Source organism: Paenarthrobacter sp. TE4293, assembly GCF_050435325.1.
GTDB lineage: Bacteria > Actinomycetota > Actinomycetes > Actinomycetales > Micrococcaceae > Arthrobacter > Arthrobacter nitroguajacolicus_C.
Genome location: NZ_JBNJRY010000002.1, coordinates 247,994 through 272,514 on the forward strand (window position 1 = coordinate 247,994; position 24,521 = coordinate 272,514).

Annotated in this window: 25 protein-coding genes and 1 riboswitch; of the genes, 9 read left to right on the forward strand and 16 right to left on the reverse strand. The window is 63.7% G+C overall.

Annotated features, from left to right (window positions below; all coding sequences use genetic code 11):
• Positions 1–21 precede the first annotated feature (21 nt).
• Genes QF015_RS04510 through QF015_RS04535 form a run of 6 tightly spaced genes read right to left on the reverse strand, consistent with a single transcriptional unit; the run spans position 22 to position 4,446 of the window.
• Positions 22–174, reverse strand: a complete 153-nt coding sequence (locus QF015_RS04510; RefSeq protein ID WP_310201808.1) for a hypothetical protein — start codon at positions 172–174, stop codon at positions 22–24.
• Between the two features lie 22 nt (positions 175–196).
• Positions 197–1,282: a YihY/virulence factor BrkB family protein gene (locus QF015_RS04515; protein ID WP_429387318.1), complete on the reverse strand. Its 1,086-nt coding sequence runs from the start codon at positions 1,280–1,282 to the stop codon at positions 197–199.
• On the reverse strand, positions 1,209–1,886 hold the full coding sequence (locus QF015_RS04520) for a 2'-5' RNA ligase family protein (RefSeq protein WP_310201812.1): 678 nt from the start codon (positions 1,884–1,886) through the stop codon (positions 1,209–1,211). The genes QF015_RS04515 and QF015_RS04520 overlap by 74 nt, the downstream gene beginning before the upstream one ends.
• Before the next feature lie 4 nt (positions 1,887–1,890).
• The gene (gene trpS / locus QF015_RS04525; RefSeq protein ID WP_429387320.1) at positions 1,891–3,015 is read right to left on the reverse strand and encodes a tryptophan--tRNA ligase; all 1,125 of its coding nucleotides are present in this window, start codon (positions 3,013–3,015) and stop codon (positions 1,891–1,893) included.
• Positions 3,016–3,035: 20 nt separating this feature from the next.
• Complete coding sequence (locus tag QF015_RS04530; protein WP_310201816.1) at positions 3,036–3,869, reverse strand: exodeoxyribonuclease III; 834 nt, start codon at positions 3,867–3,869, stop codon at positions 3,036–3,038.
• 10 nt (positions 3,870–3,879) lie between these two features.
• Positions 3,880–4,446, reverse strand: a complete 567-nt coding sequence (locus QF015_RS04535; RefSeq protein WP_310201818.1) for a hypothetical protein — start codon at positions 4,444–4,446, stop codon at positions 3,880–3,882.
• Positions 4,447–4,589: 143 nt separating this feature from the next.
• On the opposite strand from QF015_RS04535, the gene QF015_RS04540 reads away from it, so the two are divergent.
• Positions 4,590–5,051, forward strand: a complete 462-nt coding sequence (locus QF015_RS04540; protein WP_310201820.1) for a pyridoxamine 5'-phosphate oxidase family protein — start codon at positions 4,590–4,592, stop codon at positions 5,049–5,051.
• A gap of 80 nt (positions 5,052–5,131) precedes the next feature.
• Positions 5,132–5,620 carry a pyridoxamine 5'-phosphate oxidase family protein gene (locus QF015_RS04545; RefSeq protein WP_429387323.1) on the forward strand — a complete coding sequence of 163 codons (489 nt, stop codon included), beginning with the start codon at positions 5,132–5,134 and terminating at the stop codon, positions 5,618–5,620.
• A 24-nt stretch (positions 5,621–5,644) separates the two neighbouring features.
• Here the strand turns inward: QF015_RS04545 and QF015_RS04550 are convergent, their stop codons facing one another.
• The 8 genes from QF015_RS04550 to glyA all read right to left on the reverse strand — a co-directional run bounded on the left by QF015_RS04550 (position 5,645) and on the right by glyA (position 13,147).
• A complete protein-coding gene (locus tag QF015_RS04550; protein WP_011773963.1) occupies positions 5,645–6,478 on the reverse strand; it encodes an ABC transporter permease in 834 nt (277 codons plus the stop codon).
• Positions 6,475–7,314 (reverse strand): ABC transporter permease, encoded by an 840-nt coding sequence (locus QF015_RS04555; protein ID WP_310202467.1) that lies wholly within the window; start codon positions 7,312–7,314, stop codon positions 6,475–6,477. The genes QF015_RS04550 and QF015_RS04555 overlap by 4 nt, the downstream gene beginning before the upstream one ends.
• A gap of 16 nt (positions 7,315–7,330) precedes the next feature.
• Positions 7,331–8,260, reverse strand: coding sequence for an ABC transporter ATP-binding protein (locus tag QF015_RS04560; RefSeq protein WP_310201826.1), 930 nt, complete (start codon positions 8,258–8,260; stop codon positions 7,331–7,333).
• Between the two features lie 153 nt (positions 8,261–8,413).
• Positions 8,414–8,734, reverse strand: coding sequence for an SHOCT domain-containing protein (locus tag QF015_RS04565; protein WP_310201829.1), 321 nt, complete (start codon positions 8,732–8,734; stop codon positions 8,414–8,416).
• A gap of 151 nt (positions 8,735–8,885) precedes the next feature.
• On the reverse strand, positions 8,886–9,551 hold the full coding sequence (locus QF015_RS04570; RefSeq protein ID WP_429387326.1) for a response regulator: 666 nt from the start codon (positions 9,549–9,551) through the stop codon (positions 8,886–8,888).
• A complete protein-coding gene (locus tag QF015_RS04575) occupies positions 9,548–10,624 on the reverse strand; it encodes a sensor histidine kinase (protein ID WP_429387328.1) in 1,077 nt (358 codons plus the stop codon). Before QF015_RS04575 ends, QF015_RS04570 begins: the two co-directional genes overlap by 4 nt.
• A 200-nt stretch (positions 10,625–10,824) precedes the next feature.
• Positions 10,825–11,718: a bifunctional methylenetetrahydrofolate dehydrogenase/methenyltetrahydrofolate cyclohydrolase gene (locus QF015_RS04580; RefSeq protein ID WP_310201835.1), complete on the reverse strand. Its 894-nt coding sequence runs from the start codon at positions 11,716–11,718 to the stop codon at positions 10,825–10,827.
• Between the two features lie 133 nt (positions 11,719–11,851).
• Positions 11,852–13,147, reverse strand: coding sequence for a serine hydroxymethyltransferase (gene glyA, locus QF015_RS04585; protein WP_429387330.1), 1,296 nt, complete (start codon positions 13,145–13,147; stop codon positions 11,852–11,854).
• 115 nt (positions 13,148–13,262) lie between these two features.
• A riboswitch (ZMP/ZTP riboswitch) is annotated at positions 13,263–13,348 on the reverse strand.
• 35 nt (positions 13,349–13,383) lie between these two features.
• On the opposite strand from glyA, the gene purU reads away from it, so the two are divergent.
• The 3 genes from purU to QF015_RS04600 are packed head-to-tail and all read left to right on the forward strand — an operon-like array spanning position 13,384 to position 15,458.
• A complete protein-coding gene (purU, locus tag QF015_RS04590; RefSeq protein ID WP_310201837.1) occupies positions 13,384–14,235 on the forward strand; it encodes a formyltetrahydrofolate deformylase in 852 nt (283 codons plus the stop codon).
• 21 nt (positions 14,236–14,256) lie between these two features.
• Entirely contained in the window at positions 14,257–14,919 is a 663-nt protein-coding gene (locus QF015_RS04595; RefSeq protein WP_429387332.1) for a class I SAM-dependent methyltransferase, read from the forward strand.
• Between the two features lie 20 nt (positions 14,920–14,939).
• Entirely contained in the window at positions 14,940–15,458 is a 519-nt protein-coding gene (locus QF015_RS04600; protein ID WP_310201840.1) for a gamma carbonic anhydrase family protein, read from the forward strand.
• 85 nt (positions 15,459–15,543) lie between these two features.
• On the opposite strand, the gene QF015_RS04605 is transcribed toward QF015_RS04600, so the two are convergent.
• Together QF015_RS04605 and QF015_RS04610 are read right to left on the reverse strand one after the other, a co-directional pair.
• On the reverse strand, positions 15,544–17,256 hold the full coding sequence (locus tag QF015_RS04605; protein ID WP_429387334.1) for a flavin monoamine oxidase family protein: 1,713 nt from the start codon (positions 17,254–17,256) through the stop codon (positions 15,544–15,546).
• Complete coding sequence (locus QF015_RS04610) at positions 17,253–18,683, reverse strand: amino acid permease (protein WP_429387802.1); 1,431 nt, start codon at positions 18,681–18,683, stop codon at positions 17,253–17,255. Before QF015_RS04610 ends, QF015_RS04605 begins: the two co-directional genes overlap by 4 nt.
• A 194-nt stretch (positions 18,684–18,877) precedes the next feature.
• On the opposite strand from QF015_RS04610, the gene alr reads away from it, so the two are divergent.
• From alr to QF015_RS04630, 4 genes are all read left to right on the forward strand, one after another.
• A complete protein-coding gene (gene alr, locus QF015_RS04615; RefSeq protein WP_429387336.1) occupies positions 18,878–20,125 on the forward strand; it encodes an alanine racemase in 1,248 nt (415 codons plus the stop codon).
• Complete coding sequence (locus QF015_RS04620) at positions 20,115–21,722, forward strand: PucR family transcriptional regulator ligand-binding domain-containing protein (protein ID WP_429387338.1); 1,608 nt, start codon at positions 20,115–20,117, stop codon at positions 21,720–21,722. The genes alr and QF015_RS04620 overlap by 11 nt, the downstream gene beginning before the upstream one ends.
• 341 nt (positions 21,723–22,063) lie before the next feature.
• Positions 22,064–23,383, forward strand: coding sequence for an MFS transporter (locus QF015_RS04625; RefSeq protein WP_429387340.1), 1,320 nt, complete (start codon positions 22,064–22,066; stop codon positions 23,381–23,383).
• 382 nt (positions 23,384–23,765) lie between these two features.
• The gene (locus QF015_RS04630) at positions 23,766–24,452 is read left to right on the forward strand and encodes a hypothetical protein (RefSeq protein ID WP_310201855.1); all 687 of its coding nucleotides are present in this window, start codon (positions 23,766–23,768) and stop codon (positions 24,450–24,452) included.
• Positions 24,453–24,521: the final 69 nt, after the last annotated feature.

Below are 24,521 nucleotides of genomic sequence, written 5' to 3' on the forward strand. Positions count from 1 at the left end.
TCAGGAACGGGCCCAACCGCCCTATCCGCGGCGGGGTCCCGTCGCGGCCCCTGCCAAGGCACCAAGCCCGAGTCCGATGAGGATTCCCAGGAAGGGTGAATTGAAGATCAGCTGCCCAACGATCAAACCCACGGCAGCCCCGAGGAGGCAGCCGATCCACAGTTGATTGTTCATGGCATCTCCCTGGAAACGACTGTCAGGTACGGGGCGCCACGCGGCGCGACCCGAGGACCTTCTTACGCGGAGTCTCGCCTGACTCAGTATCAGCCTCGCGAATGGCGGACCACGATGCCGAGACGAGATACACCTGGCTCACCAGGTTGAACCAGATCAGCAGGCCAATGATGATGGCAAAGGAAGCCAAAACGGGGTTGTTTCCTGACCGGGCCAGGAGCTCGGTACTGAAAAGTTGAAGGACAGTCGTCCCTACGCCGGCGAGCACCACCGTTTCAAGGAACGCCCGCCTCCCCAGCTTCAGGCCGGCGGCGATACGGAACAGTACTGCCGCCGTCGCGCAGTTCAGCAGGAGGGGAACCACAATCTTGACGGTGGCGGCGATAGGTGCGGCCACTGCCTCGTCCAACTTCAGCAAACCGATGAACCAGTCGGCCGCTGTCCCAAAAATCAGGGAGGCGCCTGCGCTGATGACCAGAATGACTCCAAGGAGCAACAGGGTACCGGCGTCGATGAGCTTCTGGAGGACAGCATTACGTACCAAGGGATCGGCGTTCATGATCCCCCGGATGCCCTCACGGATGCTTGCTATCCAGCCCAGGGAGATGAAGACGGTGACTACCGCCGCGATCAGGGCTGTCCAGCCAAGTCCGGACGGGTTGAGCAATGACTGCGGATCCACCAGCCCTTCGCCGCCATCCACTTGAAGGAGTCCGGGGGCCGCCGCGGCGACGCTGTCGATGACCGCGTCCTGAAGCGCAGGGCTTCCCCCCAAAACAATTCCCGCAACCGCAAAGCCGGTGGTGAGCAGACCTGTCACGGAGAAGAACATGTTGAAGCCAATGCCCGCACTCAACAGCGGCCCATGCTGCCGGGAGTAGTGCTGGAAGGAACGCATGGCCCGGTTGGTGTTCAGCCTGGCCATGAAGAGGGCAAAGAATGCTCCGGCTTTCTTCGGCAGGCCCTCACCGGCACGTTTGGCCTGGCCCCATTCCTGCCTCTTGCGGAGCAGCTCAAGTTTGAGTTTGGCCAGCTCAGTTGGAAGCGGAGGAGCGTCCGCCTGCGTGGCGTGAATCCGTTTGCTGTTCTTCGTCAGTATCGCCGCCAAAGTCGAGCTCTTCCCGTAGCTGCCAAATTCCATTGGTGTCGTGCTCGTAAAGTCCCATGCTAACCACAGGGAAGGTCGCCCGGTAATCTCTGAGGACCGTTTCGGCCTCGTCAAGATTTTCCTGCGCCACATCGTGCGCCACAGTGACGTGCGGGTGGTACGGGAAGGGCAGCATCCGTTCCAGGGGGCCGGTTTGAAGCTTTTCGTGCAATTGCACGCACTCTTCAAAGCCTTCTTCCACATTCACGAACACCACCGGTGAGACAGGCCGGAAGGAACCCGTGCCGGAAATCGTGATGTGGAACGGTTCCTGTGTCCGTGCGACTTCCCGGACATGTTCCCGGGTCGCGGCCCAGTCCTGGGTGGGCGTGGTGGTAATCAGCGTGATGTGGGCAGGAATGACCTCGGCCATCGGATCACCGAAGGAGGCCCGCCATTCCTGCAACTCGCGGGCAATCTCCGGCGGAAAACCGAGGATAACGCCCACGCACATGGTGTCACCGGCACCGCAGTCGGTGCCGGTGACAGCGGTCTGGCGAGAGTCGTCCGGACCGACACCCTTGCGGGTGTCGGTCTTGACGTTGAGCTGGCCAGCAGAGCACATGGAGTTAGCGGACTCCCTGTTCGCTTCGGTTGGTGTCCCCCCGGTACGGCAGGAAGCCGACCTTGGAATAGACATCTGCGAGGGTGGCTGAGGCAATCTCGCGTGCCTTGTCCGCGCCGAGGGCCAGGAGGCGATCGAGTTCCGCGGGATCGGCCAGGAGTTCGTTGGCACGTTCCCGGATTGGTGCCAAGTGTCCGGAGACGAGTTCCGCGAGGTCGACCTTAAGGTGGCCGTACATCTTGCCTTGGTAGTCAGCCACGATCTTCTCTACCGGTGTTCCGCTGATGGCCGAGTAGATGGTCAGCAGGTTGGAAACACCTGGCTTGTTCTCACGGTCGTAGCGGATCTCGGTCTCGGTGTCCGTAACGGCCGACTTGATCCGCTTGGCTACAGTCTTGGAATCATCCAGGAGGTTAATCAGTCCGGCGGGTGATTCCGCAGACTTGGACATCTTGGCGTTCGGGTTCTGGAGATCGTAGATCTTTGCCGATTCCTTCTGGATGAAGGCTTCGGGAACCTGGAAGGTCTCCCCGAACCGGCTGTTGAAGCGGTTGGCGAGGTCCCGGCTCAGTTCAACGTGCTGGCGCTGGTCCTCGCCCACGGGCACGCCATGCGGCTGGTACAGGAGGATGTCCGCGGCCTGCAGGATGGGGTAGGTGAACAGGCCCACGCTGGCGTGGTCCGAACCCTGCTTCTGCGCCTTGTCCTTGAACTGGGTCATACGGCTGGCTTCACCCATGCCGGTGATGCAGTTCAGAACCCACGCGAGCTGGGCATGTTCGGGGACCTGCGACTGGACGAACAAGGTGCACTTGTCCACGTCCACGCCGCCGGCGATGTACTGGGCTGCGGTGACCCGGGTGCGGCGGGCAAGTTCTGCCGGATCCTGGGGGACGGTGATGGCGTGCAGGTCCGGAATGAAGAAGACGGCGTCGTACTCGTCCTGCATCCGTACCCAGTTGACCAGCGCGCCGAGGTAGTTGCCCAGGTGCAGGGAGTCGGCGGAGGGCTGCATGCCGGACAGGACGCGGTGCTTGGCGCCAACTGCCGGCTTGGTGGACGTCACCGGCTTCGGCTCGGCGGCAGCGTCAACGGAAGCGCCGGTTTCAGTCGTGGTGGAACTAGTCATGGAGGAATACCTTAAGGAGCTTAGAGCCGGTAGTCGACTACCAGCGGTGCGTGGTCGGAGAAGCGGGTGTCCCACGAAGGCGCCCGGTCCACGACAGCCGAGAAAGCGGCTGCAGCGAGGCCCGGTGTGGCCAGGTGGTAGTCGATGCGCCAGCCTGTGTCAGTGTCAAAGGCCTTACCGCGCTGGGACCACCAGGTGTAGGGGCCGGCGACGTTTCCTGCCAGGCCCCTGTGGACATCCCTCCATCCGATTTCTTCGCCGAGGAAGCGGTCAAAGTATGCACGCTCCTCCGGGAGGAAGCCGGCACGCTTGACGTTGCCCTTCCAGTTCTTGATGTCGAGTTCTGTGTGTCCGACGTTGAGGTCGCCCACCACCAAAGCGTGGTCGCTGTGCTTGGCGAGCTCGGGCAAGCGGACAATCATGGCGTCGAGGAAGCGGAACTTGTCGTCCTGCTTGGGGGTTCCCACTTCTCCGGAGTGCACATAGGCGCTGACGACGGTGAGCGTGGTGGCTTCGCCGGCACTGTTCCTGACGGTGTAGTCGGCCTCAACCCAGCGTCCGGAAGTGTCGAAGTAGTCGTCGCCGATGCCGACGCGGGTGGCCGTGGGCTCCTCGCGGGAAGCAATGGCAACGCCGGCCCGGCCCTTGGCCTCAGCCTCGGTGTGGAGAATGTGCCAGCCTTCGCCGATCAGCTTCCTGACGATGTCATCAGGTGCGCGGACTTCCTGCAGGCAGAGGATGTCTACCTCGCGTGGCTCCAGCCATTCCGCCATGCCGTTCTTGTAGGCAGCCCGCAGGCCATTGACGTTAACTGACGCGATGCGAAGGAAGTCCTTCTTCAATGCCGTACTCACCCGGTCCACTCTAGTCGATGATGGTGCCGGCGACGGGCTCGTCCGAGCCGCCGGAGGACTTGATCATGTCGCGCGCGTTGGTGGCCGTAATGGCGATGGTTTCCAGCGCGCGGTTGATGGTGTCCTGATCAGCAGCACCGCCCTTGGCCCGCTCCTCATCGACGACACGGACCTGTACCTGGACGATCTTGAACGAGTGGTCCAGTTTGAGGTCGCGCACCTCGTCAGCCTTGCTGCGTTCGGCTACTACGCGCGTGCCGCCACTGTCAGCAGCGGACGACGACGGCGCGCGGCCGGCTGCGGCGTTGAAGGCATTTTGCGCTTCGGTCAGCTTTGCACCGGCACGCTGCGCGGCCCTGCGGATGCTGAGCACCACGAACGTGGCCAGCGCCAGCCATCCGAAGGCCACGACTGCGACGACCCAGCCCACAACGTCGTTCTGGTTGGCCGCAAAGATCACGGCCACCAGGAACGCGATGATGACGACGGTCATCCCCAGGCCGCCAATGCGGAAGCCCTTGAAGATGCCTTTACCGGCGGGGGACGTGGACGGGTGCGGGTCACCGAGAGATTGCATGCACCCATTCTCTCAAATGCGCAAAGGTGCCTGTGCCCGCTTCCACGGACGGCGAACAGAGTTTCAAGGGCAAAATTGAGTTAGTGGCGACGGTTGGCTTGGGCACCCTAGGTCTCCGCCCTCCCGCTATGTATGCTCGGCACATGAGCACGGTTGAAGACCCACCTGAGGTACAGATCCTGAAAGTTCACGAATGTTGGAGACTCCTGCGTTCCAACTCCTTGGGACGGCTGGCTCTGTCCGGCAGTTCGGGTCCCGAGATCTTTCCCGTCAACTATTTTCCGGAGGATGGGACCTTGATCTTGAGGACCGCGCCGGGAACCAAAATGGACGCACTGATGGGCGCAGAGCCTGTTGCCTTGGAAGCAGACGGCTTCAATTCCTACGGAACCATTGCGTGGAGCGTCGTAGCCAAAGGACTGCCGGAAGCCATCCCCTCCGATGACCCCAGCCAGGAAAGCGCAGCCCACGATCTATCGCCATGGGAACCAGGGACCAAGGATTTTCTGTTTCGCATCACGCCCACTGAGCTCACCGGACGGCGGTTTGTCATCAGCGATTCAAAGCGTTGGTGGCCGGCCAGGGAACCCGAGACGGCACCATAAATCCTGCGCCCGACGCCGCAGTTGAGGCGTCCCAAGGCCACGGAACCCATGCACGAGCCAAGCGGTTACGAGAGGTAATAATGAATGACTCCCCGGACATCGGCAGCTCATCCACGCACCATGAAGTCCAGGACCTGCCCTTCAACGCCTGCTGGGATCTGCTGGCCGCTGAAACCATCGGCCGTATTGGCCTGATAGTGGATGACCATCCGGAGATCTTCCCGGTAAATTACGTCCTGTTTCAGCGCAACCCCGTGTTCCGCAGCAGCCCTGGGCGGAAGCTGTGGGGCGCACAAGCCTCCCGGCCGGCCGTGCTGGAAATTGACGGATACGACGCCGCCACGGGCGAAGCCTGGAGCGTGGTGGCCCGCGGCGATACGGAGCTGATGACTGATCCGGACGAAACAGCAGAAGTCGATGCTCTGGGGCTTGAGCCTTGGCAACCAGGGCCGAAAGACAACTACATCAGGCTTATACCGAAGGCGCTGACAGGGCGCCGGTTCAAGGTCAATCCACCAGATCTGTGGAAGACAAGAACGAATGATGCCCGGCGGACTTCCTTCGAGTAACTCCCGGGGCTGCGCCGGCTGTCCCTACTTGAGGAACAACTGGCGCAGCCTTCCGGTGGTCAGCATGATACCCAGCGCAATCATCACCACGTAGTAGCCCACGTGGATAGCGGTGGCCGGGCTGAACGACCCCACACTGATCTGCCGCAGCAACTCCACGCCATGCCACAGGGGCATCGCCTGGATGAACCACTGGATGACCTGCGGGTAGACGCTGAGCGGGTAGAACGTGGCGCTGAACAGGAACATGGGCAGCAGGAAGAAGTTGATCCAGTCCATTTGCTGGAACGTCTTCATGAAGCTGGTGATGCCCATCCCGAAACTCGCGAAGCCGAAGGCGATCAGTACCGACGCAGGAATGACCAGGATGGCCCACCAACTGGTGAGGAGTCCCATCACCCCCATGACAGCGGTGAATCCCGTGGCATACAGCAGGCCCCGAAGGAGAGCCAGGAAAATCTCGCCGATCGCTACGTCCAGCGGCCCCAGCGAGGTGTAGAGCATCCCCTGGTACAGCTTGGCGAAGTTCATCTTGAAGAAGACGTTCCACGTGGAGTCATAGATGGCTCCGTTCATCGCCGAAACGGCCAGCAGCGCCGGGGCAATGTAGGCCGCGTAACTGATTTCCTCGCCGCCCGGGCCTTGCACCGTGCCCACAATCGAGCCCATTCCCACGCCCATGGCCAGCAGGAACAGCACTGGCTCGAAGAAACCTGAGACCATCACCAGCCACGTGCTGGACTTGGCCGCCATCAATCCGCGGCCCACGACGGCCTTGGCATTGCGCGAGTAGAGGGAACCGAACTTCCGCTCACGCGCAAGATCCGTGGCGCTGTGGCCACCCGTCAGGACGCTCATGAGCCCATCCTTTTCACGAACTGGCGGCGGACCAGCAACCAGCCAACAGTGGCGGTCGCCAGCAGGAACACGACGTGGATGATGGTCAGCACCGGGTCCTGGTCCATGCCGTAGGTGAACACCCTGCCCAGCTCAGTTCCATGCCACACCGGGGATATCCACCCGATCCACCTGACTGCGAGCGGCAGCGAATCGAGCGGGAAGAACGTCCCGGAGAACAGGAACAACGGCATCACGATGAACCGCTGAACCAGCGCGAACTGGCCCTTGTCCTGGGTGATGCTCGCGGCGTAGGCCATCAATGGCAGGCCGAAGGACAACGCAGATACGGTGGCAATAAGGGCCGCAACCCACCCCCAAGGACTCGGTGAAGCGCCGAACATGGCGACCACCGCAAAGTACACCAGCGATTGCAGGAGGAACCTGAGGGTGCTGGCCATGATGTGTCCGCTTGCGATTTGTTCGGGAACCAGCGGTGAGGCGTGGGGGCCGTAGAACACCCTGCGCCATTTGAAGCCGTCCATGATCGGATACGAGAATTCGCCGGAGGCCGTCATCACCGCAGCAGAGACCAACAGCGCCGGAGCCACGAACTCCAGGTAGCTGACCCCACCGAAAGCGGACTCGCTGTTGGCATCCACCAAGCTGGCCAGGCCGACTCCCATGGCGAACAGGTACGCGACAGGCTGCCCCACGCTGTAGAGGATCACGGACCAGCCGTAATTGCGCATGACCCGGAGCACTTGCTCGGCGTAGAAGAACGCTCCCCAGCGCCGCGCCCTGGCGGCCGAAACCTCAGGTGGGTGGGCCCGCAACGGAGGCGCCGCCGTCGTGATTGGCTGGTTCGCCGGGTCAGTCAACGAGGCTCCTCCCTGTGAGCCGAAGGAACACGTCCTCCAGCGAGGAGCGTCGCACCAGCGACGTCATGGGACGCAGCCCCCGCGCATGGACCTGTTCCAACGCGGCCTCGCCGTCGTGCGTGTAGATGAGCACGCGGTCGGGCAGCGTCTCCAGCCGTTCGCCGATGCCATGGAGTTCGACGCCGATGGTTGCGTTCCGCTCGGACCCGAACCTGAGCTCGAGTACCTCGCGCGACGAGTGCTCGCGAATGAGGCTGGCGGGCGAACCCTCGGCCATAATGCGGCCTTTGTCCACCACGATCAGGCGGTCGCAGAGTTGCTCGGCTTCGTCCATGTAGTGCGTGGTGAGGATGAGGGTGACGCCGTTTTCCTTGAGCCGGAACAGGCGGTCCCAGAGGATGTGGCGGGCTTGCGGATCGAGGCCGGTGGTGGGTTCATCAAGGAGCAGGATCCGGGGCTCGTTGATGAGGGACCGGGCGATGGTGAGGCGCCGCTTCATGCCGCCGGAGAGCGCGTCAACCTTGGCGTTGGCCTTGTCCGTCAGCTGCGCAAACTCAAGGAGCTCGTCGGCTTTCGGCTTCAGGTAGCTCATCGGCAAGCCAAAGTAGCGGCCGTAGACGATCAGGTTCTCGCGGACTTTCAACTCTTCGTCGAGGTTGTCCTGCTGGGGAACGACGCCCAGGTGCGCCCTGACTTCCGGGCCGTGCGACTCCGGGTCCAGGCCCATGATGGTGAGCGTGCCCGAGGTGCGCTGGGATACGCCACCGATCATTTTCATGGTGGTCGATTTGCCGGCACCGTTGGGGCCCAGGAGGCCAAAGGACTCCCCTGCCGGTACGTCGAAGGAGATGTTGTCCACGGCGGTGAGGTCACCATAAGCCTTGGTGAGGTTCCGCGCGCTGATGACGGTGGGTCGGTTCATGTCGAGGCTGGCTTGCGACGATTCTGACGGTGTGGGTGTCGGAGAGCGTGTTGCTTCATTGTGCACCCTCAGCAGACTAGTAGCGCCCACTGACATGTGAAAGGGCTCTTGCAGATATTCCTGCAAGAACCCTCTCATTTCCGTTGGGATCGGTTAGGTGCTGGGCTGCGAGCGCAGGACCTCCAACCGCTGGCGGAACTCGGTCTCGTCAATCTCGCCGCGCGCATAACGCTCGCGCAGCACACTCTCGGCGCCTTGCGTTGCGGCCCAGTGATGGTTTCGACGCCAGGTACGGCGGCCCACGAAAATGAGCGTGCCGATCACGAGGATCCAGAACAGCGGGAACAACAGGAAGAACGGCCAGGCTGCGCCGTCTCCCCACGGACCATGCGCGGCGACGGCGGCCGGCACCTGTGCCAGCGCTCCCCCGGGCGTCGTGGTCTCCCCAACGATGGAAGTGAATGCTGTGAACATGTCGGTGATCCAAACTCTCTCCGCCGGTGCCCGGCGTGAACCGTCTTTCGGCTCTGGTTCGAGTCTGCCGATCAGCGGACCGTGAGGCGTCCGCCGTCGGGAGTCACCTTGGGCCGCAGCGCTACTCCGCCGGGAGACGGCTTCTGGCGGATCAGCTGCTCCAGCCGGGCTTCACCACGCCCGATTCGTACGCCAGCACCACCAGTTGGGAGCGGTCGCGGACCATCAGCTTGGTCATGATGCGTGAAACGTGGGTCTTTGCGGTCAGGGGCGTGATGAAGAGGCGTTCCGCGATTTCGGCATTGTTCAGGCCCTCCCCTACCAGAGCCAGCACTTCCCGCTCCCGGTCTGTCACCTGGGCCAAGGGCACCACTTTTGCGGCTGCCCGGCTCTGGGACGCGAGCTGGGCCATGATGCGCCGGGTCACGGACGGTGAGAGCAGTGCATCACCGTCGTAGACCACCCTGACGGCCCGGATAAGTTCGGCGGGCTCTGTGTCCTTGACCAGGAAACCCGCGGCACCGGCCCGCACGGCTTCGGCAATGTACTCGTCGAGTTCGAAAGTGGTCAGGATGATGATGCGCGTGCCTGTCAGGTTGGGATCGGCCAGAATCTTGCGGCTGGCGGTCAGGCCGTCGTCGTCCGGCATGCGGATGTCCATGAGGATGACGTCCGGCTTGTCGCGGGCGGCCAGGCGAACAGCGTCACTGCCCGTGCCGGCCTCGGCCACCACTTCCATGTCCGGCTCCGCGTCCAGGAGGGCACGGAAGCCTGCGCGGATGAGGGTCTGGTCGTCGGCGAGGAGGATGCGGATCATGGGAGGTTTCCTTGTGGTTCTGTCGGCAGGGTGGCTTCGATGCGGAGGCCGGGTTCCAGTTCATGGACAGCTAGCGTCCCGCCTAAGGCGACCGCCCTCTCCCGCATCCCCGTGAGCCCGTTGCCGGGGAGCGCTCCACGCATGCCACCGCCGTCGTCGTCTACGGTCACGGTCAGCAGACCGGCGGCTTGGGCGACATGCACGACGGCGGATTGGGCACCTGAGTGCCTCCCGACGTTGGTCAGGGCTTCCTGGATGATCCGGTACGCGGCCTCCTGCTGGGCCGGGCCGATGATCTGGTGGTCCGAGTCGTCCCGCAGCGTGACACGGAGGCCACCCAGCTCCGCATTCTTCACCAACTCCGGGATTCGGGCCAGGGTGGGCCTCGCTGCCGGGGCCAGAGGGACATCCTCCCGCAGTACGCCGAGGAGCTGGCGGACTTCGGTGAGCGACTCCTTGCTGGCAGCCTTGATCGCTTCAAGGGCGGGCCTGAGCTTCTCCGGATCGTCGGCACCGACGTGGAGCGCCACCGACGCTTGCACGTTGATCATGGACAACGAGTGCGCCACGACGTCGTGAATGTCCCGGGCGAGGGTGAGCCTGTATTCGTCGCGCTCGGCCTTCTGCGCTTCCTCGTGGCGCCGCCGGTATTCCGCCAAACGTTCGCTCCGACGTCGGAAGCCTTGCCCGATGAGGACCAGGATCGCTGCCCACGCCACGCCCGCGGAGGCACGCACCGGCCAGCTGTCGTCGCCAGTCATGGCAGTACCCGCGACCACCGCCGCGGCTGCGATTCCGGCACCCGTCCAGGCTTGCCAGCGAAGACCCGCGGCGGCGGTCAGGACAATGGCCAACGCCAGGGACAGCACGATCGGACCCCAGGCGTAGCCCAACGCCAAGTACGTTCCGGTGGCAAGGAGCGCGACGGGGAGCATCACGTGAGGCGCGCGCCTCCGGAACGCCAAGCCCGCCGGTCCGGCCAGGAGCAGCAGGACCGCAAGCGCATCCAGGGGCCGCGGAGCATCCTGGTGGCCGGCGGAAAACAGTGTCCCCACCATTTGGACTACGGCCACCGTGATGACGATGAAACTCGTGGGCGGACCAGCGAACCGGCGTTGCCCTGGGACTCGCGTGGGCCCCGGACGCCGCCCGGACTGAGGGAAAGGGGGCTGCATACACAGAGCCTAGCTTTGGTGCTTGTCCGGCGTCGTCGGGTTAACGGAGCAGGGCGCCTACTCCCGGAGGAGTAGGCGCCCTGCTGTGTTCGCGGGGACTAGGCGATACCAGCCTGGCGTTCCGCGCTCTCCACGACGTTCGCGAGCAGCATGGCGCGGGTCATCGGGCCCACGCCGCCCGGGTTCGGGGACAGCCAGGCGGCGACGTCGGCGGCGGCCGGGTCCACATCTCCGGTGACAACAGCCTTGCCGTTGCCGTCGTCCACGCGGCTGACGCCGACGTCGAGCACGATGGCGCCCGGCTTGAGGTCTTCAGCCTTGATCATGTGCGGCACGCCTGCGGCAGCAATCACGACGTCGGCCTGTTTCAGTTCCGCCGGCAGGTCCACCGTTCCGGTGTGGGCGAGGATGACCGTGGCGTTGACTTCCTTGCGGGTGAGCAGGAGGCCGATCGGGCGGCCGATGGTCACGCCGCGGCCGACCACCAGGACACGCTTGCCCTTGAGTTCAATGTTGTGGCGGCGGAGCAGCTCTACGCAGCCCTTGGGCGTGCAGGGCAGCGGGGACTTCATCTCGCCGTTGACGTTGGCCACCAGCCGGCCAAGGTTCATCGGGTGCAGGCCATCGGCGTCCTTCTCCGGGTCCATAGCCTCGAGAATGACGTCCTGGTCGATGTGCTTGGGCAGCGGAAGCTGGACGATGTAGCCGGTGCATTCCGGGTTCTCGTTGAGTTCCTGGACAACCTTCAGGAGGTCCTCCTGGCTGATGTCCTCGGGGAGGTCGCGGCGGATGGACTGGATGCCAACCTCGGCGCAGTCCTTGTGCTTGCCGCCGACGTACCAGGTGCTTCCGGGGTCCGAACCCACCAGGATGGTGCCCAGGCCGGGGACGATTCCCTTGGCGGCGAGGACGGAAACGCGAGTGGTCAGTTCTGCCTTGATGGCTGCGGCGGTGGCCTTGCCGTCAAGGATCTGTGCGGTGGACTGTGTCATTCCATCTGCTCTTTCTGGTGGGTGACCTGTTGGCTCATGCCAACGGGATCCGCCGCCGAAGATGTGGCGGCGGATCCCGTCAGCTCCGGTTCAATGCCCGGGTGATGCTTTCTTTATCCGCGGAAACGCGGATTTACCACTGCTCGTGCTGCGGGTACAGCGGGAAGTCAGCGGCCAGCTTGTCGACGCGGGCCTGGAGGCTTTCGACGTCGGCGGCGGCGCCCGCCTTCAGTGCGGTGGCGATGATCTCGGCAACCTCGGTGAACTCGGTGGCACCGAATCCGCGGGTAGCCAGGGCCGGCGTACCGATGCGGAGGCCGGAGGTGACCATCGGCGGGCGGGGGTCGAACGGAACAGCGTTGCGGTTCACGGTGATGCCCACGGAGTGCAGGAGGTCTTCGGCCTGCTGGCCGTCCAGCTGCGAGTTGCGCAGGTCAACCAGGACCAGGTGAACGTCGGTGCCGCCGGTGAGGACCGAGACGCCGGCTTCGGCGACGTCGGCCTGGTTCAGGCGGTCAGCGATGATCCTGGCACCTTCGAGAACGCGCTCCTGGCGCTCCTTGAACTCTTCGCTGCCTGCGATCTTGAAGGCAACAGCCTTGGCGGCGATCACGTGCATGAGCGGCCCGCCCTGCTGGCCCGGGAAGACGCTGGAGTTGAGCTTCTTGGCCCACTCCTGCTTGCCAAGGATCACACCGGAACGGGGGCCGGCCAGGGTCTTGTGCACGGTGGAGGTGACGACGTCGGAGTGCGGGACCGGGCTCGGGTGCAGGCCTGCTGCAACGAGGCCGGCGAAGTGTGCCATGTCCGTCCACAGGAGAGCGCCAACTTCGTCGGCGATGGAGCGGAAGGCGGCGAAGTCGAGGTGACGCGGGTAGGCGGACCACCCGGCGATGATGACCTGCGGCTTCTCGGCGATGGCCTGCTCACGGAGCTTGTCCATGTCGATGCGGAAGTTGTCTTCTTCAACCTGGTAAGCCGCTACGTTGTAAAGCTTGCCGGAGAAGTTGAGCTTCATGCCGTGGGTCAGGTGTCCACCGTGAGCCAAGGACAGGCCGAGGATCTTGTCACCCGGGGTGATCATGGCGGAGAGCGCTGCAGCGTTTGCCTGGGCACCGGAGTGCGGCTGGACGTTGGCGTACTCCGCGCCGAAGAGTTCCTTGACGCGGTCGATGGCGAGCTGCTCGGCGACGTCGACGTACTCACAACCGCCGTAGTAGCGGCGGCCCGGGTAGCCCTCGGCGTACTTGTTGGTCAGGACCGAGCCCTGGGCTTCCATGACGGCGCGGGGGGCGAAGTTTTCGGACGCAATCATTTCCAGGGTGCCGCGCTGGCGGCCGAGTTCCTGGTTGAGTACTGCTGCGATCTCGGGATCGAGATCGGCAAGCGACTGGTTGCTGACAGACGCGGAAGTGGTTGTGGTAGACACGGAGATCTCCTGGCTAGGCAACGGGTGGTGCTACAGGTCAGGCTACCGGCAGCAGCATTCCCGCGTCCCCTTGGTTACGGAGGGATCGGTCACGTGCGTGCTGCGGTAAGACATGACCCTCGGCCCAGGCGTACGATCCGTGGTCTTCGTGATTGCCGCTCCCTGGTGGTAGTCCACCCAACGCCAGTTGCGACCCGTTAACAGTACAACAAGGCAGCACAGGTAGGCTTGACCGTGTGACTGACTCCACCGCTTTCGTTGTGACCCTCTCCTGCCCCGACCGCCCCGGCATCGTCCACGCTGTCGCGGGAGCACTGCTTGAGGCAGGCTGCAATATCGCCGATTCGCAGCAGTACGGAAGCCCCACCACCGGCAACTTCTTCATGCGCGTGGAGGCAACGACGTCGAGCACCCAGGACGAACTGGCCTCTGCCCTGCGACCGGTGGCCGAATCCTTCGGCATGACCTGGCAGATCAACCCCGTCGGTGAAAAGGTCCGCACCATCATCCTGTGCTCCAAGGACGCCCACTGCCTCAACGACCTCCTGTTCCAGCAGCGCACCGGAACCTTGCCCATTGAGGTTCCCGCCATCGTGTCCAACCACCGCGATCTCGAAGAGCTGGCCAACTTCTACGGCATCCCCTTCCACCACATCCCGGTGACGCCGGAAACCAAGCCGCAGGCCGAGGCTGCGCTGCTGAAGCTCATCGCCGAACACGACGTGGAATTGACCGTCCTGGCCCGCTATATGCAGGTCCTTTCCAACAACCTCTGCACTGAGTTGAACGGCAAGGCCATCAACATCCACCACTCGTTCCTCCCGTCATTCAAGGGCGCCAAGCCGTACCACCAAGCGCATGCGCGCGGCGTGAAGATCATCGGCGCTACGGCCCACTATGTAACGGCCGACCTCGACGAGGGTCCGATCATCGAGCAGGAAGTCATCCGCGTGGACCACGCGCGCACGGCCGCGCAGTTCGTCCAGATGGGCCGCGACGTAGAGGGCCGCACGCTGGCGCAGGCAGTCCAGTGGCACGCCGAACACCGGGTGCTGTTGGACGGCACCCGCACCGTGGTGTTCAACTAGCACCACTTCTAAGCTGGGGGTATGCACGGCATTCCCGAGGCCGATCACGAAGCTGACCTGGCGGTTTTCTATGACCGCCAGGCTCCGGTCCGGAACACCCGGCCTTTGACTCCTCATCGCGTTGAATGCCGGGAGTGGTTCATCCAACTGCTGAAGTCCGAGCACCGGCATTCCTTGCTGGAGCTGGGCTGCGGCACGGGTGTTGAGGGCGTGGAGTTTGTCCGGGCGGGCCTGCACTACACCGGAGTGGATCTGTCGTCGGAGAGCATTCATAGGGCGCGCTCTGCCGGACTTGAGGTGTCGGTTGCGAGCGGTCGGAGCCTCCCGTTTCCCGATGCAGTATTCCCTGCCGCGTGGACGATGAGCACCCTCCTGCATGTCCCCAACAGCGGAATCCACGACGTCGTCCGCGAACTCGTGCGGGTCACCGCACCTGGTGCGCCGATCGCCGTCGGACTCTGGTCAGGTGACGACGACGAAGTCCTGAACCCGGAGGACCTCGAGGAACCGCGGCGCTTCTTCAGCCGCCGCAGTGACGACACGGTGCGGCGGATCTTCGGCGGGCACGGCACGATTGAGCACTTCCGCATCTGGCCCGAGGGCGTTGGCGTGGAGTCCGGCCCGGGTGCGGGCAACTGGGTGCAGCACTACCAATTCCTGGTCCTCCGCACCCCTGCACCCTAGTTGGAAATATGCTGGGCCCTATGGCTCCCTCTTATACTTTCGCCGGGGACACCCCGGCCATCCATGAATCCGTCTTCGTGGCGCCCACGGCCTCCATCATCGGCAAGGCCACCTTGGCCCAGGACTCCAGCGCTTTCTACGGCGTCTCCGTCCGTGCAGACACCGCCGCGATCAGCGTGGGTGCAGGCTCCAACCTCCAGGACAACGTGGTCCTCCACGCAGACCCCGGCTTCCCTTGCACTGTGGGTGAGCGCGTTTCCGTAGGGCACAGCGCAGTGGTCCACGGCTGCACGGTGGAGGACGACTGCCTCATCGGTATGAGCGCCACCATCCTCAACGGGGCAGTGATTGGCACGGGCTCGCTCATTGCGGCCGGAGCCGTGGTCCTGGAGGGCACCGTAATTCCCCCGCGCTCCCTCGTGGCCGGCGTTCCAGCCAAGGTTCGCCGTGAACTCACCGACGAAGAGTTCGAGGGCGTGAAGCACAACGCAGCCCATTACAAGGAACTCGCAGCGGCGCACCGGGAAATGCACGCTTAAAGCACGAATGCGAGGCCCGCTCTGCACCCAAACCGGAGGTTATTAGGTGCAGAGCGGGCCTCGCAACGCAAGGGTCGTGGCGGGTTTAGTCCAGGCTGATCGGGCCGAGCTCATCCAACAGGTCGCCGGGGCCGGGGTTTCCGACGGCGGACGTGCCGCCAAGGTGGTTCACTACGCCCCACACAGCATTAAGCCCCGTGGTCACTGCACCCTCGGCCCAGCCGGCGGTGAAGGACACGTCGTCACCGGCCAGGAAAATACCGCGCTGGTGCCCGGGCAGCTGGTCCTGCTTGAAGTGGGTGAACAGGCGTTGCTGGTACCGGTAATGGCCCGGCAGATTGGCCTTGAAGGCGCCCATGAAGTTCGGGTCGGCCTCCCAGGACACTGTGATCGGCTGGCCGACGATATGGCTGGCGATGTCCACGCCCGGATAGATCTGCTCCAGTGAGTGCAGCATGAGCTTGACGCGCTCCTCGGCGCTGAGGGCCAGCCATTTCAGGGCGTCATCGTTCCATGTGTAGGACAGGAGCATCACAGCGGGTTTGTCCGGACCGTCGTCGAGCAAGTAGGTGGCCCGGTTGAGGCGGTCGGTGAGCGTCATGGACAGGACTTCGCGGCCGGTTTCGGGGTCGATGTCCTTCCAGAAAGGCCGGTCCACCATGACGAACGTCTTGGACGACTGCATGTAGTGCGAGCGTTCGATTGCCGTCCACATCTCGGCGGGGAAGAGCGCTTCCTCGGTGTGGATGCGGGTGGACAGCAGCCATGACTGGCAGGTGGTGACGACGGCCTGGTACGTGGCTTCGCGTCCCCAGTTCTCGCGGACCACGAGGTCGCCGTTCTCTGCCCGGCGGATGTTGTCTACGGCGCCGCGCGGTGAACCGCTGTGCAGGGATGCCAGTGAGGTGCCCTGGGGCCAGTGCTTGAGGTCCGACGGCGCGTGGTTCCAGAGTGCCTCGGGGAGCCTTTGCGCTCCTCCCGCAATGGAGCGGTGCTGATCGTCTGCGTCCGTGTACACGACCCGGAGGATTTCGAGGATGGAGTTGGGGAAGTCGGTGTCCCATCCACCCGTGCCGAACCCGACCTGGCCGAATGCCTCCCGGTGGGCGAAACCGGCTTCCTTGAAGGACTTGCTGGCGGCGATGAAGCCGTAGAACGTCTGCTCGTCGAGTTCCGGCAGGAGCGCGTTCCACAGTTCCTTGATCCGCTTGGTGTCGCGGGCTTTGATGGCTTCCTGCATTTCGGCGAACGCGGCGCCGTCGTTGACGGCGGCCTTCCAGGCATCGGCCACTTCACGGAAGAACTCCGGCAGTTCATCTGCCGTGGTGGCGTAATGCTTCTTGCCTGCGAGTTCGATCACCGTGCTGGAGGTCGCCGGTGCCATCGGGTTGGGGAAGTCGTTGGTGTCCAGGCCGAGCAGGTCCACGTAGTGGTAGAACGCCTTGCCGGAAACCGGGAACCGCATGCCGCCGAGGTCAGCCACAACGCCGGGGGCCGAGGGGAAGCTCGCAGTGCGGAGACGGCCACCGATCTGGTCGGCCTCGTAGATGACGGGCTTCAGGCCCAGTTTCATGAGTTCGTAGGCGGTAACGAGCCCGGACAGCCCGGCGCCGATGATGGCCACTTCCGTGCCGTAGAGCTCCTCGGGGACTGAGCCCAGTCCGTCAGGGTGTGCCAGGTAGTGGTCGTAGCTGAAAGGAAAGTCCGGGTTCAGCATGGTGATGGGCGCCTCGGCGGCTGCGTCCTCGCCGGATGCGCCTGGTTTATCAATGAGCGGGAGTTCGGTGGCGATGGTCATGAGTTTGCTGCTTTCACAGATTCCGGGCTCACGGCCCTGGTGGTCATTTCACGGTAGTCCCGCTCGCTGAGCGCGGCTACCTTGGAGTTCCGGCGTCCATAGCCGAGGTATACGGCGATGCCCACCAGCATCCAGACCCCGAAGGTGATCCAGGTGTCGGCGCCGAGGTTGAGCATCAAGTAGGCGCACATCACAGTGCCCAGTATTGGAGTGATGGGGTACAGCGGAACCCGGAAGCTCCGCTCGAGGTCCGGGCGGTTGCGCCGCAGGTAGATCACGGCCACGTTGACCAAGGCAAAGGCAAACAACGTGCCGATGCTGGTGGCGTCTGCCAGCGCACCCAGCGGGACCAGGCCGGCAGTAAGGGCGACGGCGGTGCCGATGATCAGCGTTCCGGCCACCGGGGTGCCGGTACGGCGGGAGACACGGCCGAAGATCTTGGGAACCATGCCATCGCGGGACATGGAGAGCATGATGCGGGTCTGGCCGTACAGGACGGTCAGGACGATGCTGGCGATGGCCAGTACCGCGCCGATGGAGAAAACCAGGGCAATCCACGGCTGACCGGTGATTTCGTGCAGGATCTGCACCAGTGCAGCTTCCGTACCGTCGAACCAGCCCCACGGGCGGGCGCCGATGGCTGCAACAGCAACCAGGACGTAGATGCTGGTGACGATCACCATGGAGAGCATGATCGCGCGGGGAAGATCACGCTTGGGGTTCTTCGCTTCCTCGCCGGCAGTGGAGGCGGCATCGAAGCCGATGTAGGAGAAGAAGACACTGGACGCGGCGGCGGAAACGCCTGCGGCGCCCATGGGCAGGAGTGGTTCAAAATTGCCTGCGTTGAAGGCGGTGAAGGCCACGGCGCAGAAGAAGATCAGGATGCCCACCTTGATGATCACGATCGCCGTGTTGATCCAGGCACTCTCGCGGGCGCCGCGGACCAGCAGGATCATGGCCAGGACCACGATGACCATGGCCGGCACGTTCACCAGGCCACCGTCGCCTGGCGGCTGGCTCATTGCATCCGGCAGGAATTGGCCGAAGGCGGCGAGGGTCTCGTTCACGTACTGCCCTGCACCAACGGCTACGGCCGCCACAGAGACCGCGTACTCCAGCACGAGGCACCAGCCACAGATCCAGGCCATGCCTTCACCCATCGTGGCGTAGGAGTAGGAGTAGCTGGATCCAGCCACCGGAACCAGTCCGGCCATTTCGGCGTAGGACACTGCGGAGAGCAGCGCTGCGAGGCCGGCGATGACGAACGAGATCCAGATGGCCGGTCCTGCCAGAGGCACAGATTCGCCAAGGATCACCAGGATGCCGGTGCCAAGAGTGGCGCCAACGCTGATCATGGTCAGCTGGAGGACGCCGAAGCTGCGGACCAGGGGCGTTCCGCCCTCGCCGCTTCCAGCTTCGTTGACCATCTGGCCGATTGGCTTGCGGCGCAGGAGTTGCGCACCGAGGCCAGGCCTCGTGACGCTCACCGCCGCTGAGTTTTCGGTGTTCACAGGCACAGTCACCCTTGACGTCCCTTCCAAGTAGTTTCGATTTCCCCTCCACAAGACTGGCATGTGAGCCACCTCTCACCACGGTGCAAAATGACCTATAGTGTTCAACCATGAGACGTAATGCACACTATCAAGCGGCCGCTTCGGCCGCCCTATCGGGCCAGGTCACCGTGGACCTGTCCGCGATTTCAGACAATGTCAAAGCTTTGAAGGAGCGCACCGAGGCGCCGCATTTCATGGCAGTGGTGAAGGGGAACGCCTATGGCCATGGGCTGGTGGAAGTGGCCCGTACCGCAATAGACGCCGGGGCGGATTGGCTGGGAACCGCCCAGCTCACGGAAGCCATAACTCTCCGCCAAGCGGGAATCACAGTACCTATCCTTTCCTGGCTGTATCTGGCATCCCAGACAAGCTCCACCATTCTTGAGGCGCTCGAAAACGACATCGATGTCTCCCTCGGCAGCGTCAGCCAACTTGAGGTGCTGGCAGGGATCGCGAAACGCCTCGGCCGTCCCGCCGTCGTGCATTTGGAATTGGACAGCGGCCTGAGCCGTGGTGGTGCGCGCAAGGAGGATTGGGCAGATCTCGTCGCCCAAGCCCGCAAGGCGGAACTGGACGGCACCCTGCGAGTCCGGGGTCTCTGGACCCACCTGGCCTGGGCCGATGTCCCCGCCCATCCAGGCAATGCCACTGCCGTGGCGGAGTTCGAGGATGCCGTCAGCGAGGCACGGGAAGCCGGGCTGGACCCCGGACTCCGGCACGTTTCCAGTTCAGCCAACATCCTGGACCGGCCGGAATTCCACTTCGACATGGTCCGCGCGGGCCTGGCCATCTACGGCCTCGCCCCGGCTGATCATCTGGATCCGGCGGACTTCGGATTGCGCCCCGCACTCAGCGTGACGGCACCCCTGGTCATGGTCAAGAAAGTCCCGGCCGGCACTGGCGTGAGCTACGAGCACCAAGCCATTACGTACGAGCCGCGCTACCTCGGCCTCATCCCGCTCGGCTACGCGGACGGCATCCCCAAGGGCATCAGTGGCCGATCCGTGGTGAACATCGGGGGCCGCAGCGTGCCGGTGATCGGCAAGGTCTGCATGGATCAGTTCATGGTGGACCTGGGCCCGGATGCGTCGGGAATCGACGTCGGCGATACCGCGGTGTTGTTCGGCGATCCGTCCACCGGGGCGGCGAGCGCCGACGACTGGGGTGCCGCGATCGGCAGCCACGGCGACGAGATCATCAACAGGATCGCGCCTCGCCTGCCCCGCGCTTACGCCAGCGCCACCGACCAGAACAGCGCCTACGAGTGCCCCGACTACCAGGAAACGGCAACCGACGGGCGGGGCAATGTCGCCTGAGCCCGCCACCGCCCGCCTGAGTTTCGTCACGCTCGACCAGTTTGTGGAGCAGCTGCCGCCGGAGTTAAAAATCCTTCACGACGGCGGCAGCGGCGCCTCGCTGCTGCGGTGGGTGGAACCGAGCGAGCTCGAAGACCCCACGCCCTACCTCCCGGAGGGCGAGTTCCTGCTCACCGCCGGGCTGCCTTTCCTCGGGAAGGGTGGCTCGGCGGCCAAGGTTGATGCCTATGTACGGCGGCTGGTCGAGGCGAAAGTCGCGGCGCTCGGGTTCGGCATCAGGCCCTATTTCGACGCCGTTCCCCAGGTCCTGCTCGACGCCTGCCGCAAGCACAACCTCACCCTTTTCGAGGTACCGGAGTCCGTGCCGTTCGCTGCGATCGGGCTGGAGTTCTCACAGCTCCTGGAGTCGGACAACGCCAGGGTCTTCCGCCAGCTGGCCGAGACCAACCGCCAACTCATGCGGGCAGTCCTCTCCCCCAGACCGGAACACGAACTTCTCGCAGCGCTGGTGCAAAGGGTCCCGGTGTGGGCTGTCCTTGTTGGCGCAGACGGGCGGGTCAGGGCCCGCGGGCATAATGCCGGCGGAAGCACCGGCGTCGATCATTCATTGCTGGCACCCATGCTGGAGCGGCTGCTGTCCGGCAGCGGTCCACGCGTGGAGATGGACGGTTTTGAGCAGCCGGGGTCGGCATTGGTGTTCGGGCACCCGCTGCGCAGCACCAAGGACGCCAACCTCGGTGCACTGATCCTCGGTTCGGACGCACCCCTGACGCCGGCACAGAACAACGTGGTGCAAGCGGCTGTGGGTCTGTTGGAGCTGCTGGTGCGGCAGCGGACCAGCGGATCGCTGGCCCCGAGCCAACTGGCGACGGCGGTGCTGCTGCACCCGGACTCATTGGTGTCAGGCGGGACGAAGCACATCAACGGGCTCAAAGATCTGCTGGCGCAGAGTTTGTCCTCCACCCGGTCAGGGCAGATGCGGGTGGTCCAGGGCGTCCGGGTGGATGGCGCGGCTGACGATGGGCCGGTTCGTGAGCTGTTGCAGTGGCGGCGGCTGTTCGACACCAAGCTCGTGGAGATCACCGACTATGGTTTCGCAGCGATCACCCGGCTGAAAGTGGACGACGCGTTGCTGGCTGACATCGAGAAGCTGGGATGGCGACTGGTGATTGGGGAACCGACCGAACTCCTTGGCCTCACAGCGGCCTACCAACGTGCCGGTTCCCTCCGCAGCCGCGTCCTCTCCACCGGCAAGAGCGCCCGCGTGGATGAAGTGACGTGGTCCGTTGCCGGGCTCCTGGGACGGGAAGCCGGAACCATGTTGGCCGAACGGCTCCTCGCACCAGTGCTTTCGCTTGAACCGGACCGGCGCGATCCGCTGCTGGCCGTCCTGCGCGGCTGGCTCAGCGAAAACGGCAGTTGGGATGGTTCAGCCAAACTTCTTGGGCTGCACAGGAACAGTGTGCGGCGGCAGATCGGTGTGCTCGGCGAGTTGCTGGACATGGACCTCAACCAGGCACAGGTGCGCGCCGAGCTGTGGATCGCGTTGCAGTACACGGAGGAGTTGGTGGCAGCCTCCCCGGAGAACGTCTCTTAGGCAAAAAGCTTGACTGGGGTGGAACGTGCCCTTAAAGTTCTAATATATGAGTCGTATGTCACATCCTGCCACCATCGACTCTGGGTTGTGACGACGCCGTCATCACCTCGCCGGCCCCGTATCGGCTGGCGTCATGCCAGTCCAGCATCGCTCGTCGGCTGCCAAGGACTGCGTCAGTCCGAACGTCAGGAAGCGGCGCCCTGGTGCCGTCAGCGATTCGCGCTGAAGCCAGAAGGGAACATATCTCAATGAATCATCCGAGCAGGGCGACGGCAGCTGTCCACCCCTCCAGCTCAGAAGAGACAAGCTCCACGTTCAAACGCCGTTTTATGGTGCGGCTTGTGGCTGTCTTCATCGGCGGGATGTTCCTCGACGGCTACATCCTCGGAATCATCGGACCCGTAGCCGGACTCATGCGGACAGACCTCCAGCTCAACGAACTATCACTCGGCATGATCGCAGCAGGTCCCCTGGTCGGAATTTTCGTAGGCTCCCCACTGGCTGGCTGGGCTACAGACAAATTTGGACGCAAGCCCATGTTCCTCGTGGATATGGGCCTGTTCCTGATCGCTTCCGCGGCCCAATTCTTCATAACCTCCGGAGACGGGGCCGTGATCCAACTGGCCATCATCCGGTTCTTCATGGGTGTCGCAATTGGCGGCGAGTACTCAATCGGAGGGCCCTTGCTCTCGGAGTTCTCCCCTCCCAAGCTCCGCGGTAGGTTGCTCGGGCTGACTCTGATCGCCTGGTACGTCGGCTTCATGGTGGCCTTCATCGTGGGCACGGTCCTGCACGACGCCGGCACCCCATGGCGCCTCGTCATCGGCACCAGCACCATACTTGCGCTCGTCCTGTTCGTCGCCCGCTTGGGCCTGCCCGAATCACCAAGCTGGCTCATCACTAAGGGACGGCATGACGAAGCACTCGCGATCGCACGCAAGTACGTCGAATCGCCCCAGATGCGCGAGAGCATTACCGAAGAGATGGATCTGAGAATGATCCAGGAGGCCCAAGCCGCGGAGAGCAAAACCAAAATCAAGAACGCCTCCTTCGGAATGCTGTTTTCCAAGCAATACTGGCGCACCACGCTCTTCACCGCAGGTTTCTGGTTCTGCGCGGTCACACCGTACTTCGCCATCGCCACCTTTGCCGACGATGTGCTCAAAGAGATCGGCCTCGGCGGCGGGTGGGCGGGCGGCGTCGGACTGTCCGCACTCGCAGCCGCGGGCGTCGTCACCACCGTACTTCTGGTTGACAGGCTCGGCCGTCGCATCCTCACCGTGCCCGGGCAGTGGCTCTGCGCAGGCATCCTACTGGTCATCGGAGTCTGGGCGGACGCACCAGCGATCCTGGTGCTGGTCCTGTTCCTCGCCTTCTCGTTCTTCAATGCCGGCTACACCACAATGACCCAGGTCTATCCGGCCGAAGTATTCCCAGGGCACCTCCGCGGCGTGGGCATGGGGTTTGCCGCGGCTTTCAGCCGCATCGGAGCCGCACTCGGCACGTTCGCCCTGCCGTGGTCGATCAGCACTTTCGGCATGGGCCTAACCATGGTGGTAGCCGCCGTAATCGCCCTGCTCGGGGCGCTCCTCTCGCAATGGCTCGCTCCTGAAACGAAGGGTCGTACCCTCGCCGAGATCTCAGCGGACTTCTCACACTGACACCGTGACTGAACGGAGACCGTCCCCGCGTCCCGGGCCAGGTCTTGCAACGGCGGGAATGCCAGCTCGTTGCAGAGCGATGAAGCTTTCAGGCACTAGTAGCGTCCGATGCCCGCAGAAAAGTTCCCGCATCCGAACACAACATCGACGCCGCCTCAGAATCAACTATCAGTCTGGAGGCTTCCAGGGGCACCGCATGCTTCCGGAAGGCCTTAAGCCGGCGGCCGCTATCAATACGACCCGGTCGCCTATCGGGGCAACCATCTCTGGGCGGGCTCGGCTGCGCCTCTTACGTGCGGGGCGGCGAGGATCCATTGCCGGACATGGAAGCCGAAACGCGTTCCCGTTTACAGGGTGCCCTCATTTGGTTCATAGTCGAGGCATGAGACCGGCTGGCATTCTTCCCGAGGACGCCCCCGATCCCCGTTCCGAATGGGTCGAGAACCTGAAACTCATGCCTACTCCGGTGCTGGGGCTCATACCCCAACCCTCGCTGGAGGACACGGACTCCGTCGGTCTGACCTACACCTTGGATGATCGCGGATACGGCGAAATGACGGCGAGCATCACCTACACGCTCTGGCGAAACCCGGATGACCACTCAGACCGCATTAACCTGGCGGACCTCGATGAGAAGACACGCAGATCGATTGAGGAAGTTCCGCCATGGCCCCGGCCCCCTTGGCTGATCGAGCAAGTGGAGCGAATGCGCTATCCGCAACTTTGGGAGGCTGTGCGAACCACCTGGCACCGTGAGCCGTCCGAGCGCTCTTCAGTTCAAAGCCTCCTGGCTGACCATGTCAACCACATCCTTATGAACCAGTACCGGCAGGCGCTCTGGCCGGGCAGCAAACCGTGGGACCAACACCCACCCCCAGTAACCGGCCGGATGGTCAACGGCCAAGCCAGGACCATAATCAACGGAATCGATGTGCCCGGCGCGGAGGTCGACACGGACCCGTTCGTCTACGGCATCGGAGCCCGACTGGCAGGAGGCGGCGTCGTCACCGCAGTGCTTCCACGCACTGAACTCAAGCACATCCAAGTCCAATTCACGACCCGGAGCTAACGGTCACACGCCAGCAGGAATAGTCATCGAAATCCGACGGAAACACGACTTTCCTGGTCATGGTTCGTC

What these genes read in the sequence shown, in the direction of transcription:
- QF015_RS04510 (WP_310201808.1), bottom strand. Translation starts at nt 174, where the DNA reads ATGAACAATCAACTGTGGATCGGCTGCCTCCTCGGGGCTGCCGTGGGT.
- QF015_RS04520 (WP_310201812.1), bottom strand. Translation starts at nt 1,886, where the DNA reads ATGTGCTCTGCTGGCCAGCTCAACGTCAAGACCGACACCCGCAAGGGT.
- trpS (WP_429387320.1), bottom strand. Translation starts at nt 3,015, where the DNA reads ATGACTAGTTCCACCACGACTGAAACCGGCGCTTCCGTTGACGCTGCC.
- QF015_RS04535 (WP_310201818.1), bottom strand. Translation starts at nt 4,446, where the DNA reads ATGCAATCTCTCGGTGACCCGCACCCGTCCACGTCCCCCGCCGGTAAA.
- QF015_RS04540 (WP_310201820.1), top strand. Translation starts at nt 4,590, where the DNA reads ATGAGCACGGTTGAAGACCCACCTGAGGTACAGATCCTGAAAGTTCAC.
- QF015_RS04545 (WP_429387323.1), top strand. Translation starts at nt 5,132, where the DNA reads ATGAATGACTCCCCGGACATCGGCAGCTCATCCACGCACCATGAAGTC.
- QF015_RS04550 (WP_011773963.1), bottom strand. Translation starts at nt 6,478, where the DNA reads ATGAGCGTCCTGACGGGTGGCCACAGCGCCACGGATCTTGCGCGTGAG.
- QF015_RS04560 (WP_310201826.1), bottom strand. Translation starts at nt 8,260, where the DNA reads ATGAACCGACCCACCGTCATCAGCGCGCGGAACCTCACCAAGGCTTAT.
- QF015_RS04565 (WP_310201829.1), bottom strand. Translation starts at nt 8,734, where the DNA reads ATGTTCACAGCATTCACTTCCATCGTTGGGGAGACCACGACGCCCGGG.
- QF015_RS04570 (WP_429387326.1), bottom strand. Translation starts at nt 9,551, where the DNA reads ATGATCCGCATCCTCCTCGCCGACGACCAGACCCTCATCCGCGCAGGC.
- QF015_RS04580 (WP_310201835.1), bottom strand. Translation starts at nt 11,718, where the DNA reads ATGACACAGTCCACCGCACAGATCCTTGACGGCAAGGCCACCGCCGCA.
- QF015_RS04595 (WP_429387332.1), top strand. Translation starts at nt 14,257, where the DNA reads ATGCACGGCATTCCCGAGGCCGATCACGAAGCTGACCTGGCGGTTTTC.
- QF015_RS04600 (WP_310201840.1), top strand. Translation starts at nt 14,940, where the DNA reads ATGGCTCCCTCTTATACTTTCGCCGGGGACACCCCGGCCATCCATGAA.
- QF015_RS04605 (WP_429387334.1), bottom strand. Translation starts at nt 17,256, where the DNA reads ATGACCATCGCCACCGAACTCCCGCTCATTGATAAACCAGGCGCATCC.
- QF015_RS04610 (WP_429387802.1), bottom strand. Translation starts at nt 18,683, where the DNA reads ATGGTCAACGAAGCTGGAAGCGGCGAGGGCGGAACGCCCCTGGTCCGC.
- alr (WP_429387336.1), top strand. Translation starts at nt 18,878, where the DNA reads ATGAGACGTAATGCACACTATCAAGCGGCCGCTTCGGCCGCCCTATCG.
- QF015_RS04620 (WP_429387338.1), top strand. Translation starts at nt 20,115, where the DNA reads ATGTCGCCTGAGCCCGCCACCGCCCGCCTGAGTTTCGTCACGCTCGAC.
- QF015_RS04630 (WP_310201855.1), top strand. Translation starts at nt 23,766, where the DNA reads ATGAGACCGGCTGGCATTCTTCCCGAGGACGCCCCCGATCCCCGTTCC.